10 protein-coding genes are annotated in these 12,651 nt (G+C 70.5%); 6 read left to right on the forward strand and 4 right to left on the reverse strand.

Annotation, left to right across the window (positions count from 1 at the left end):
- The first annotated feature begins 56 nt into the window (after positions 1-56).
- Positions 57-353 carry an ArsR/SmtB family transcription factor gene (locus WMF44_RS11665; RefSeq protein ID WP_437299201.1) on the forward strand — a complete coding sequence of 99 codons (297 nt, stop codon included), beginning with the start codon at positions 57-59 and terminating at the stop codon, positions 351-353.
- A 164-nt stretch (positions 354-517) separates the two neighbouring features.
- Here WMF44_RS11665 and WMF44_RS11670 read toward each other — a convergent pair whose 3' ends face one another.
- From WMF44_RS11670 to WMF44_RS11680, 3 genes are all read right to left on the reverse strand, one after another.
- Positions 518-1,588 carry a hypothetical protein gene (locus tag WMF44_RS11670; protein WP_437299202.1) on the reverse strand — a complete coding sequence of 357 codons (1,071 nt, stop codon included), beginning with the start codon at positions 1,586-1,588 and terminating at the stop codon, positions 518-520.
- A 20-nt stretch (positions 1,589-1,608) separates the two neighbouring features.
- Positions 1,609-3,093 (reverse strand): glucuronyl esterase domain-containing protein, encoded by a 1,485-nt coding sequence (locus tag WMF44_RS11675; protein ID WP_437299203.1) that lies wholly within the window; start codon positions 3,091-3,093, stop codon positions 1,609-1,611.
- Between the two features lie 419 nt (positions 3,094-3,512).
- Positions 3,513-4,466: a LysR family transcriptional regulator gene (locus WMF44_RS11680; RefSeq protein WP_437299204.1), complete on the reverse strand. Its 954-nt coding sequence runs from the start codon at positions 4,464-4,466 to the stop codon at positions 3,513-3,515.
- Positions 4,467-4,526: 60 nt separating this feature from the next.
- On the opposite strand from WMF44_RS11680, the gene WMF44_RS11685 reads away from it, so the two are divergent.
- Positions 4,527-5,618, forward strand: coding sequence for an SDR family oxidoreductase (locus WMF44_RS11685; protein ID WP_437299205.1), 1,092 nt, complete (start codon positions 4,527-4,529; stop codon positions 5,616-5,618).
- A gap of 29 nt (positions 5,619-5,647) precedes the next feature.
- Here the strand turns inward: WMF44_RS11685 and WMF44_RS11690 are convergent, their stop codons facing one another.
- Complete coding sequence (locus WMF44_RS11690) at positions 5,648-6,328, reverse strand: hypothetical protein (RefSeq protein ID WP_437299206.1); 681 nt, start codon at positions 6,326-6,328, stop codon at positions 5,648-5,650.
- 116 nt (positions 6,329-6,444) lie between these two features.
- Here WMF44_RS11690 and WMF44_RS11695 point away from each other — a divergent pair, with 116 nt between their 5' ends.
- The 4 genes from WMF44_RS11695 (at position 6,445) to WMF44_RS11710 (ending at position 12,638) form a co-directional block, all read left to right on the forward strand.
- Positions 6,445-6,573, forward strand: coding sequence for a hypothetical protein (locus tag WMF44_RS11695; protein WP_437299207.1), 129 nt, complete (start codon positions 6,445-6,447; stop codon positions 6,571-6,573).
- A gap of 323 nt (positions 6,574-6,896) precedes the next feature.
- Positions 6,897-7,802 (forward strand): hypothetical protein, encoded by a 906-nt coding sequence (locus WMF44_RS11700; RefSeq protein WP_437299208.1) that lies wholly within the window; start codon positions 6,897-6,899, stop codon positions 7,800-7,802.
- A 308-nt stretch (positions 7,803-8,110) separates the two neighbouring features.
- The gene (locus WMF44_RS11705; protein WP_437299209.1) at positions 8,111-11,092 is read left to right on the forward strand and encodes a penicillin acylase family protein; all 2,982 of its coding nucleotides are present in this window, start codon (positions 8,111-8,113) and stop codon (positions 11,090-11,092) included.
- 364 nt (positions 11,093-11,456) lie between these two features.
- Positions 11,457-12,638 (forward strand): hypothetical protein, encoded by a 1,182-nt coding sequence (locus WMF44_RS11710; RefSeq protein ID WP_437299210.1) that lies wholly within the window; start codon positions 11,457-11,459, stop codon positions 12,636-12,638.
- Positions 12,639-12,651: the final 13 nt, after the last annotated feature.

The raw sequence follows: 12,651 nt of genomic DNA on the forward strand, positions 1-12,651 counted from the left end.
GAAGCTGCGTCGTGCGGCTTGATTAATGCGTAACAGATCAGTTACGCATTCGTCCGATGGACGCGGTTGCCCAGGCGCTGGCGGATCCGATCCGGCGGGAGATCCTGCGGATGCTGCGCGACCGCGCCGCCTCGGCCGGCGGCATCGCGGGCGCGTTTCCGGTGAGCCGCCCGGCGGTCAGCCGGCACCTGCGCGTCCTGCGCGAGGCGGGCCTCGTGCGCGACGTCCAGCGCGGGCGCGAGCGCGAGTACCGCATCACGCGCAGCTTTCGCGCTCCCATCGAGGATGTCTGGCAGAGCGTCACCGCCTCCGAGAGCACGGCGCGCATCCGGCGCAGCGCGATTACTACCTGAGCGACGCGCGCACGCGGGCATAGCCAGCCGCGCGCGCGTGTCCAGCGAGCAGGAAGTCCAAACGTTTCGGAGACGTCAAGCCAGATCTTTGCTTGCCGTATCGCTGTACTTTACTGAGCGTCAACCGGTGAGCGGCTCGACGCGAGCGGCGAGGGAGGTCGCCGTCACTCCCAGCCTGACTTGCCGTTCGTGTCGCGCAGGATGGCGTGGACGGCGTGCACCTGACCGCCGGACATCTTGATCATATGCATGTCCAGATGCCCGTCCGTCATGAAGTCGAAGATGGTGAGACCGATGGCGATGCCGCGCACCTCGTCGGCCAGGATGACGCGCGGGGTGAAGGTGCCGCCGGACCCAGGATCGCCGGCGCTGCAGGATGCTCCGGCGCCGCAAGCGAAGTTGCCGCCCCCGTTCTCCAGGCGCTTGCAGTCTCCCGTGACGTTGCAGACGCCGGAGGGGAACGCGCGGAAGTACTTGTCGATCCAGCTCGTCAGCTCTTCCCGGGTGGCCCGCTGGGCCTCCGGGACCTCGTCGTGCCAGCCGATGTCGTCCGCGATGGCGATGATCGCGGCTGGATTCGAGGCGACCGAGAAGGATGCCGTGTAGTCGCCCGGGCGGACGACGATCGTCTCGATCTCCGTCATCTCCGAGCCTTCCACCTTGATGCGGAGGGCGATGGGAAGATCCCTCCCGCCTTCCGGGATCACCGCCTGAGCGCCGACGCTGCACGCCTCGGTATCCAGGGCACGCTGGGAATGCTTCACCTCGCCAGCGTTCTTCCAGAAGTCCGTCGTGCCGATCTCGGCCTGCACGGCGTTCTCGGTGAACTTCACGCCTCGTGCCAGGGGTAGGCTGGAAGGATCCCCGGCGGCGAGGGCGGCGAAGTAGTCGTCCAGGAGGCCATCCAGGAGCTCGCGCGTGCACTCGCCACCCGGAGCGCCGCCCGACCCCGTCGCTCCGCTGGTGGCCGCTCCGGCTCCACCGCCGCTGGAGGTGCTGCCGCTCGGCCCGGCGGTCGACGTCGTGCCGCCGCTGGCGCCGCCCGATGAGGCGCCGCTGGTCTCCGGCGTGCCGCCGGCGCCTCCCGCGGAGCTCTGGCCGCCCGAGCCCACCGTGGCGCCCGAGGCTCCACCACCTCCGGTGCCGCCCGTGGCGTCACCGTCTTCGCCAGGGCCGCAGGCGCCCAGCGTCAGGGCCAGGGCGACCCCGAGAGAGAGGAACGAGCTAGGGTTCATGCGTTTACCTCCGCGCTGGATCAAAGCTCGCCGGCGAGCGTCGGCGCCGTCCAGTCGATGTGATCCATGTGGTTGGGCTTGTTGGGCAGGTCCGTGGCGAAATTGCCCGTCGCCGCGGCGCTATTGCCCTTCAGGAACTTGTCGACCATGGCGTTGAGGGATGCAGTGTACTGCGAGCGCCAGCTGCAGTGGCTCCCACCTGCGCCCGTGTAGGCCATGTGGTCTCCGACGCCGAGCGCCTCGAAGATCATCTTGCCGACGTTGGCGGTGACCCACGCCGAGTTCCGATCGAGCCCGTTGTACATGGTGCTCGGGTTGTCCACGATGTAGAGGCCGCGCGGCGCGATGAGGCCCATCATCTCGTGCATGTCGACGGGCAGCTTGTTCGTGTTGTCGGCCCCGGCGTTGTTGCCCGTGGTGAACTGACCGAGCGCCACCTCCGAGAGCCAGCGGACGTAGCTGATGCCATGATAAGGCCATTCGGAGCCGCTGTAGCTATCGAGCACCTCGACGAGGCGCAGGCCGATCGTGCCGCCGAGACCCGACTCCACCGGGATGGTCAAGGCGATGCGGTTGTCGAGCACGCCGGCGACGAAGGCACCCTTGCCCCAGCGTGAGCAACCCGTCACACCCACCCGGCGCGGATCGATGACGCCGGGGTTCTGCTCCAGGACGTCGAGGACGCGGCTGATCTGCCAGGCCTGTGCCGTGAGGTAACCCGCGGGATGGTTCGAGCCGTACACGCTGTAGAACGGCCCGTTCTTCGCGCCGCTCGTGCCTTGCGACTCGATTGCGGAGAAGGTGATCGTCGCGACGCCGCTCGGAACCGGCATGCCGCTCAGGCCGCCGTAGCCGATGATGGCCGGGGCGGGCGCCGTCGCCCCGTTCATGTTCACGGTGAGGTTGAACGAGCCGCTGCCGCTGCCGTCCTTGACCTCGACCGTGATCCTGCTGGTGCTCACGGTACCGGTCACGGCTCCCTTTGCCGGGACGGGCTTGTCGCCGTAGATGAACTTGTACGCCTGCTGGAGGATCTCTTCGCGCCGGCAGGCCCACTCGCTCTTGCTGGCGATGCGGCTGCCGTCCATCTTCTTGAACGGGTCCGGCAGCTTCGAGTTCGCTGTGAGCGAAGCGACGCTCGGCATCGGTCCGACGGTGCACCCGGCGCCAGGGTTTTCCACCTCGCCCCACTCGGCGCTCCCGGCGTTGCCGCCGTCGCCGCTGCCCCCGGCACCACCGGTTCCCGGCGCTCCGCCCGTTCCGGCCGGGCCCCCACCACCGGTGCTGCCTTCGCCCGTCGTCGCGTCGCCGCCGGTCCCGGTCGGGGTACCGCTCGAAGAGGACGGCCCACCAGTTCCCGTCGGCGTCCCTCCGGTGCCGCTGCCGCTGGCGCCGACGCCCCCCGTGCTGGCTGCAGGGCTTCCTCCTGAACCGCTGGGATCCCCCGATCCGCCTTCGCTGCCGCAGGCGGCGAGCATCCAGGGCAGCACTGCGAACAAAGCCAAAGAGATCGTGGGACGTGCAGTGCGTAGACGCATGTTGAGCGCTCCTCGTGAGGTGTCGTGAAACAGGATCCCGCTGGGGTCGGGCGATGGGATGGCGGACGAGGGCCCGACCCGCGAGTGCCGCCAAAGTTATTCCCCACTTTGCCGGTCGTCTTCAAGCTGATTTTGTGCTACTTTTCGTAACGTTCGCGCGCCGCGCGTACCGCTCAGATGGACTGTTCTCGGCTCTTGCGAAATGTCGATTCTTGCGAGATGCGCACGGACGTGTCGACTGGCGCACGTTGCGATTCGCTGTTTCGATGGATTCACGAGAGTCAGCTCCTCGATGTTCGTGGCACTCCTTACCCTGCCAAGAATGACACCCTCGCACCCGCCGACGCCGCCGTGGTCAGGCGGCGCAGCCATAGAACATCCCCGGATCAAGCCGCGCCCCTTCGGATCAGGGCCCGCAGGCGCGGCGAGAGGGCGCGGCCCGAGAAGAAGAGGTCGCGGAACCAGCGCTGCGCCGGGTCGTCGTCGTGGCGCTGCGACCACACGGCGACGACCTGGGCGGCGGGCAGCTCGAAGGGGGGCGCGAACACCCGAAGCCCGAAGAGCTCGCGGGCGCGCTGGGCGACGCTGCTCGGGATCGTGCAGAGGTGGTCGGAGCTGCGCACGGCGAGGGGCGCGGACATGAAGTGAGGCAGGCGCAGGGCCACGCGCCTGGCCTTGCCGAGGCGGGCCAGGGCGCGGTCGACGGCGCCGTCGCGGTGGCCCTCGACGCTGACGAGGACGTGGCCTAGGGCGACATAGGTGTCGAGATCGAGGCGGCGCTTGATCGCCGGGTGGCCTTTACGGGCCATGACGGCGAAGGGATCCTGGTAGAGCGGGGCGCGGCGGAGGCCGGCGGCCGGCACCGGCTGCGAGGCGCCGAACAGGGCCAGATCGATGTCGCCGAGGATCAGCGCGGGGGTGACGTCAGGGGAGAAGCGCTCGATCTCCAGGCGGACGAAGGGGGCGTGTTCGCCCAGGTGGTCGAGCACGTCGGGCAGCGTCGTGAGCTCGAAGTAGTCGACGGTGGCGACGCGGAAGGTGCGCGCCGAGGTGCGCGGATCGAAGGGCTCGGGGGAAGCGAGGGCGCGGCGGAGGTGCTCGAAGGCGGCGGGCAGGGCCGCGCGGAGCTTCTGCGCGCGCGGCGTGGGGGTGAGACCGCGGCCGAGAGGGACGAGGAGGGGATCGCCGAAGAGCTCGCGCAGGCGCGCGAGGGAGTGGCTCATCGCCGACTGGCTGACGTGGGCGCGGCGCGCCGCGGCGCTGACGCTGCCCTCGACGAGCAGCGCCTCGAGGGCGGGGAGGAGGTTCAGGTTGATGCTCCGGACATCGATCTCGCTCATGCCTGGCATGAGATACATCCCATTTTCCTCATGGGTCCAGCGACGCATGCTGGGCGGCCTATGAGAGCGTGCGATGTCGAGGTCATGGTGACGGGGGGTACGGGGTTCATCGGGCGCTGGCTGCTGGCCGAGCTGACCCGGACGAAGGCCGTGGCAGCGCCGGTGCGCCGGGCGCGGCAGCGGGCCGCCGAGCTTGCCGCGTTCGTCGACGCGCACGGCGGCGACTCGCGGCGGCTCCTGGTGGTCGAGGGCGACGTCGAGGCGGCGTCGCTCGGTCTGTCGGAGCGCTTCGAGCAGGTGCGCGACGTCTATCACCTGGCGGCGCGCTTCGCCTTCGGGCTCGGCGTGCAGGAGGCGCGGCGCTGCAATGTCGAGGGCTCGCTGCACGCGGCCGAGTGGGCGCTCGGGCGGCCCCACCTGCGGCGCTTCGTCTACCTCGGCGGCTACCGCATGATGCACGCGAGCGCCCGGTCGGGCGCGGAGAGCGCGCTGACGCAGCGAGCGCGGGACCGGCTCTACCGCCACCACGGCGCGTACGAGGGGTCGAAGCACGAGTCGTTCCTCGCCGTGCGCCGCTTCGCGGCCGAGCGCGGGCTGCGCTGGACGGCCGTGCATCCGAGCAGCGTCATCGGCGACTCGCGCACCGGCGAGACCACGCAGCTCACGGGCGTCGGCGAGATGGTCGAGCAGCTCTGGCGGGGCCGCCTGCCGGCCCTGGCCGGCAGCGAGCGCACCTTCCTGCCGCTGGTGACGGTCGACTACCTGGCGCGCTTCCTCGCGAGCGTGCCCGAGCGCCCGGAGACCGCGGAACAGGACCTCTGCGTCCTCGACCAGGCGACTCCGCGGCTGCCCGCGCTGGTCCGCGGCATCGCCGCCCACCTGAGGCGCAGCCCCCCGGCGTGGGTGCTGCCCCTCGGCCTTGTGCGCCTGTTGCCGGAGGCGCTCACCGGGGTGACGCGAGAGAGCCTGTCGTTCCTCGCCGAGGATGTGTATGACACCAGCGCGGCCGAAGCCCACGCCCGCGCGGTCGGTCTGGTGATGCCGCCGATCCACGCCAGCGTGGAGCGCTGGTGTGACTACCTGGTGGCGACGCGCTTCCGCGCCGCACCCGGGGATGCGCCCGGCCGCCGGCCGGCGTCCTCCGTCGCCTGATCCACGATCGGGGCCGGTGGACATAGGGATCACGCGTCCGGTCGTCGACCGTCGCCGATGTAGAGCGGCTCGTCGTCGGGCCGAAGCTCGATCGGCCGAGGCGGCGCGCGATGGCCGTCCCGCTCGTCGTTCGCGTCGAGCCCGATCGAGACGGCGGCGGTGCCCGCGACGAGCACGGGCTGCCCCACCTCGATGACCGTCTCCCGATAGCGAACAGCGCCGTGAAAGCCGGCGAAGAACGACGCTCGCTCGTGGCCGTAGCGCTTGCGAAAGGTGTCGATGTGGTCGGCGGCGTCCGGGGGCGGTTCCGCGTCCGCGAGGTCGAAACGCACGTGGCCGCTCGGGCGGACGAGCGCCTGGCCCGTGCCGTCGTCGAGGGCGAAGTCGGGGGCCCACTCGGCGTCGTCGTCGACCACCCAGACGAAGCCCATGCCGTTGGGGCCGAAGCCGCCCTTGCGCTCCTGCCGCCAGCGCACGACCCGGAAGGCGACGCACGGGCGCCCGCTGAAGGGCGAAACGAGCGGCTCGCCGACGGGCACCGCTCGGCCTCTCGCGGCGGTAAAGCGGGCTGGCCGCAGCTGCGCGATCGACTCGACGCGCGCCCGGCGCAGGCGCTCTCGCTCGGCGCGCCTCAGCGCCCATCGAAGCCCGGCCCCGCCGAGGCCGAACGCCAGCGCGACACCCAGCGCGGAGAGGAGCAGGGCTTCCACGAAGGCATGATCGCTCAGAGGGCCTCGCCCGGCCAGGGCGACGCCCGTGCGCGCGAGGCGGCCGACGCTTCAGCGCCGGCCGCTTCGAGCTGCTCTCCGGCGCCGCGCAGGCCCGCGTGCGCGTCTTCCCCCGGCGCATGTTCACGAGCGCCGGCGGGCGGCAGATCGACCGTGACGTCTCCGCCTACCACCTCGATGAGCGCGGCTCGTTCGCCTACGAGGTCCCGACCGCCCGCCGCACATGACCATGCATCGAGGGGGCCGCTTTCACTCCACCGCCGTGAGCCCGCGATGACCTACGTGACCGACATTCGAGGACCGGCGGGCCCTCGCGGAGGGGCGGCCGCCCGAGGCGGCGGAGCAACGACGGAACGCCATTGCGTCGTTGGGGAAGCGTGTGGCGGAATGCCGCAGTGAGGCACGCGTGCGGTTCGCGCGTGGACGGGAATGACAGGCGATGAGGTGCGCTCATCGGGCGTGAGCCCGTTCACGCAAGCTCCTTCCGCGCGTCTCTCTCGACGAACGCTCAGCCCGCACGCCTGGACCGCGCTTTGCAGTTATACAAGGCATGCTGCAAGGTATTCATCAGCACGCTGCGTTCATCGTGGGAGTCACGGGGTTCTCGCTGACGCTCGGCTGCGCCGGCGAGCCTGGAACGGCCGAGGCGCTCGGAGAGAGCTCCGATGCGTTTTCAACGGCACCGGGTGAGCCGAACCACGAAGAGATCACCAGCACCGCGCTGGCGTTCCTGAAGCCTGCGGTGATCAGCGCTCTGAAGATCGGCAATGTGTCGACGGACGCCGCGTTCCACTTCAGCAATGCTGCTCACTTCGATGACTGCAACTTCAGCGGAGGAGCCGCGTTCATCGCCGAGAAGCAAGCCGAGGCGGTGGCGGCGCTGGGCCCGGGCGTCGCGCAGCTGGGTGGTGATGCGCTGGCATTGCTGGCGTTTTCCCGTTCGCTTCACGCGGTGCAGGACTTCTACGCACACACGAACTGGGTCGAGCTCGGCGGCGACGCCCTCGTGGACCAGTCGCTCGCGGCGTTCCCCGCGCTCCCTCCGTACTCCGCGGTGCCGTCGACGGGCTTCATCGTCGTGCAGGGCCAGAAGCCGAGGGGGACGTCGGTGACTCGCGACGACGATGCGCCGTACCCGGAGTACGCGATCGTGACCTTCCACGAGCGGCGGACGACCGCCTATGGCCTTGTCTCGGGCACGGTCGCTTACGAGCCAGGCGACGACTGTCCGCCCCCGGCGGCGATGACCCACGACGAGCTCAGCAAGGACAAGACCTCCTTGACCGATCGCGTCGAGCAGCACCTCGCGGCGAAGTCGCTCGCGATCCAGCAGACGCGTCATGAGTGGTGCCGGCTCAATCAGCTCGCTCACGACGCGTGGGGCGACGCCGGGACCGCGCGCCTCGCGGCGTGGGTGGCCGACCCGAGCTCGGCGCCCGACTGCACCACCGAGTGAGGCGGAGGCGTCCTGGCGCGCCTTCGCCCGTCACCACCCGGCATGGATCTTCTGGCGGCAGAGCGGCGCCACATCCGCGGCCTCATGCCATGCCTTGTACTCCTTCCGCCTCCGCTCCCGTCATGGCATCGTCATGCTGGCCCAGACACCGCGCCAAGGCACGCTCCCTCTTGCCGGTCGTGCCCTGGCCCACGCTGCCGCGAAAGGAGCTCCGAACCCTACCTCGCTTGACGACGTGCTGTTCCAGCCACCGCGTCGCCCGACGACACCGCCGCGGTGGCTCGCTTCCATCCTACCAAGGAGCGTTCATGCGACTGTCATTGTCTTCGGCACATTGCGTCCTCGCCTTGGTCACCGGGCTCACGGGCGTGCTCGGGTGCTCGGACGACCCTGCTCCCGGCAGCAGCGCGCCCGACGCGGGCGCGCCCAGCGATCCCGACGCGGGCGCGCCCGACGGCAGCCCGCCCTCCTCGGCGACGTTCGGTCCACTCGGCGATCGGCCGGATCTGCCCGTCGACGGGCGGCTCACCATCGACGGCCTGCTCTCTGCCGTCGATGTCGTCCAGGACAGGGACGGTAGGCCCCATATCTATGCCGAGAACCTCGTGGACGCGATGCGCGTCGAAGGGTATCTGACGGCGCGCGACCGCGCGCTCCAGCTCGAGATCTTGCGCCGCACCGCCCAGGGGAGGCTCGCAGAGCTCTTCGGCGATCTCGATCCCACCACCATCGATCAGGACATCGCTCTCCGCCATGTCGGGCTCGGTCGGATCGCCAGGGCGCAGTACGGCGCGCTCCCCGAGGGGGAGCTCCGCCAGATGCTCGACGCCTACGCGGACGGGGTGACCCAGGTGTTCAGGAAGATCCGCGCCGGGGACATCCTCCTCCCCGAAGGCGCGACGGGGATGCCCGCCAAGGCGTTCACCGACTGGAGCGGCGTCGACTCGCTCGTGATCAGCCGCTTCCACAGCTACCTCTTGTCGTTCGACGCCGAGCTGGACATCACCATGCAGCGGTTCTTCGACGCCGCCCGGACGACGTTCGCGTCGAGCAGCGCCGATCCGCTCGCGCAGAAGCGCGCCGGCTTCGAGCGGGACTTCCTGCGGTTCGCCCCCTCCGAGCCCGCGGTGACCAGCAGCGGCTACCCCGCCTCCCCGGCGCGGGAGGAGGCGCAGAAGGCGGAGGACAAGGCAGCGAAGAGAGCGCCTCGCGCGCGACGACCGGGCCGCGCCGCGCCGGGCCGCGCGAAGCTCATGTCGTCGCTGACCGGCTACCTGAGCGCGGTCCAGCGCGCCAGGAGCAAGGTCGCCCCGGAGGGCTTCGGCTCGAACAACTGGGCCATCCACGCGAGCCGGAGCGCGACGGGGCACGCGCTCGTGGCCAGCGATCCCCACCTGTCGCTGAGCGCGCCGGCCGTCTGGTATGCCGTCTCGATCCATGTCACCGCGCCCGAGGGCAAGGACGCGAGCCGCGATGTTCACGTCGGGGGCGTCACCTTCCCCGGGATTCCGGGGATCATCCTGGGCCACAACGAGCACGTCGGGTGGGGAGCGACGGTCGCGATGTACGATGTCACCGATGTCTATGCCGAGGAGCTCACGCCCGACGGCAAGGCCGTGCTCTTCAAGGGCAATCCAGTGCCCCTCCAGACGGTCGAGGAGGTCATCGCGATCGCTGGCAGGGAGCCCTATACCTACCGTGTCCCGATCGTGCCCCATCACGGCCCGCTGCTGCCGACCATCGTCGACCACGCCGTGGTGGATCCGGACCCGGCCGTGGGGGCGCTCAGCGTCCGCTGGACGGGGCTTGCGCCGACGAAGGAGCTCGAGGCCATCTTCGGCCTGCTGCGCGCTCGCTCGGTCGATGATGCGCAGGAGTCGCTCTCGAAGTTCAGCGTCGGCGCGCAGAACTGGGTGATGGGCGACGCCGCGGGCGACATCCTCTGGACGACGCACGCGGCGATCCCGACGCGGTCTCCTGAGGCGTTCGCCTGGGACGCGGCCACCTATACGGGCGTCCTCCCCTGCATGGTGCTCCCCGGCGACGGGACCGCGGAGTGGACGGGGACGCTCCCCGAGCACCTCATCCCCCGGGCGAAGAACCCGCCGGCGGGATACATCGCCACGGCGAACAACGACCCCATCGGGGACTCTCTGGACAACGATCCATCGAACGGCACGCTCCCCGACGGCACCCCCATGTACCTGGGTTGCAGCTTCGACATCGGTTTTCGCGAGGGCCGCATCCAGGAGCGGATCGATGCCCACGAGGGACCTCTGTCGCCGGAGGATTGCGCGGCGATCCAGGGCGATATCAAGTCGGCGCTCGGCGCGAGGCTCGTGCCTCATCTCCTCCGCGCCGTGGACCGCGCCGAGGCGGAGCGCAAGACGCCCGGTACTCACCCCGATCTGAGCGCGATCGTCGCGGACGCCGCCTACGACCCGCAGCGCATCGTCGCCCTGCGGGCGCTCCTCGACGGCTGGGGCAAGGAGGCGGACTACAAGGCGGCCGCCGGCATCGATCTCGATACCGCCATGCCGCTCGCGGACGAGGGGGATGGCCCCGGCGCGATCGACGCCCGCGCCTCGGAGGCGACCTTGGTCTTCAACCTCTGGCTCGTCCGGGTGGTGCGCCGGGTGCTGGGCGACGAGCTCGGCCAGATGGGCTTCTCGTCGTTCTCCCGGGAGCTCTCGGCGAAGGCGCTCCTCCACCTGTTCTCCGCCGATCGGGAGCAGCTCGCCACCTTCGATCCGGCCGCGCAGGACAGCGCGCTGTGGGACGACATGGGCACGCCAGCGGTCGAGTCCAGGGACGAGCGCGTGCTGCGCGCCCTGCTCGACGCCCTCGCCTGGCTCGAGCAACAGGGCGGCTCCGGGGCCGCGGCGCCACGCTGGGGCGCCTTTCACACGGTCACCTTCGACGCGCTCGTCCCCCTCTTCGGCAGCCTCAGCATCCCTCCGCCGAGCGATCCCCTCTGGAGCGGCGGCTTTCCGCGTGGCGGCGACCAGTTCGCGGTGGACTCCTCGGATTACCGCCTCTCGTGGGCGCTCGACGAGTCACCGGATTTCCGGTACGTCAACGGCCCGTCGCAACGGCTCGTCGTGGAGCTCGACCCGGCGGGGCCGAAAGCGTGGAACGCCATTCCCGGAGGCAATGTCTGGGACGCCGAGAGCCCACATTTCCGCGATCAGGCGGAGCTCTGGCGAAAGAACCAGACGCACCTGGTGCCGTTCCTGCTCCCCGACGTGATCCTGGCGAAGGCGTCGCGCACGGTGGTCGAGGCGCCGTAGCCGGCGCGTCCTCCGAGGCCAGCGCCTCAGGGACGTGACGTCCGCAGTGGCGTGCAGCGCGATCTCGACGTGGCCGCGGGCAGCCAGGGCGGCGGGGAGAGCAACGACATGGAGCGCGTTGAGAGCGCGTTGAGAGCTCGTTGAGCGAGCGCTCGCGCAGTTGCGCAGCCCCGCGCGCAACGGCGCTCCACGGCTGGCGCGATGCCCCGGCTTTTCGGCCCGAACGCGCTGGCACAGCCGTTGCGAATGGTGGGGACGGCGCCCGACGCAGAGGAGGGCAGAGCCGCTGTCGCCCTCGACAGCGGAGCTCCGCCCTCGGGTCGTGCGGCCAGAGAAGGCCGCGATGGCAGCCATGGAGAAACACATGAAGACGAATCTGACGATCGAGTCGCTCCGCCGTGGTCCCCGGTCCGTTCTCGCGCTGCTCCTCGCGGCGGCCGCGCCGGCGTGCGCCGCCGCGCCGGCGGAGGAGCCCATGGTGGAAGAGCCCGCGGGCGAGAGCGTTGGCGCGAGCGAAGAAGCGCTGCGCACGGGCGACGCCGCCGGGTGGGCTTTCTACAACGGATCCGCGCTCGTCCCGGTGCGATCGTTCAACTCGTCCGGGGGCGCGACGCGTGTCGCGAGCTCCGGGGTCGGGGTGTACACGGCCACGTTCGACGGCCTGAGCGGAAGCGGCGGCAACGTCCAGGTGAACGCGGCGGGTGGAGACGGCCAGCGGTGCAAGGTGGCCTCGTGGGGGACCGCCGGGGCGGCGCTCCAGGTCAACATCCGTTGCCATACGGCGGCTGGCCAGGCGGCGAACTCCCCCTTCGTCGTCTCGTATGCCCGCTTCGCGGGGGGCACGGCGGTCTCGAGCGACGGAGCCTATGTGTGGGTGGACAGGCCCAGCACCGGTGTGTTCACCCCCTCGCCGACGTATCAGTGGGGCGCGCCGTCGACCGTCAACCGGACCCGCACGGGCCGCTACATCGTCACGCTCGCCGGGCAGGCGTCGGACGGCGGATCCATGCTCGTGACGGCGTATGGGACCGGGGCCGAGTACTGCAAGACGGCGGAATGGCAGCGGGTGGGGGCGGACACGGACGTCGAGGTGCGCTGCTTCGGTCCGGGCGGCGTGCCGGCGGACTCGCGCTTCTCGCTCAGGTACCTCCGCGACGTGCGTGACGCGGCGACCGAGAGCGGCGGCTTCGTGTGGGCGCACAACCCGACCGCGGCGAGCTACACGCCCTCGCTCGCGTTCCAGCACCACCGCATCACGTCCGAGTGCAACGACATCACGGAGATCCTCACCGCGCAGCGGCTCTCGACAGGGCGCTATTTGATCAAGTATCCGAAGATGGGCAGCGGCACGGCGGTCCCGAGCGGCGCGGCCCTGGCCACCGCGTACGGCACGGGTCCCGAATACTGCAACGTGACCGGCTGGAGCACCCCCGCCTCGGATCCGGACCTGCTCGACGTCGGTGTCCGGTGCTTCAACGCGAGCGGGTCTCTCGTGGACACGCAGTTCACGCAGGCCTACTTCGCGAACCTGTTCCACGCCTGCTGACCTGCCGGGAGGC

The organism is Sorangium sp. So ce426 (genome assembly GCF_051475585.1).
Classification (GTDB): domain Bacteria; phylum Myxococcota_A; class Polyangia; order Polyangiales; family Polyangiaceae; genus Sorangium; species Sorangium cellulosum_B.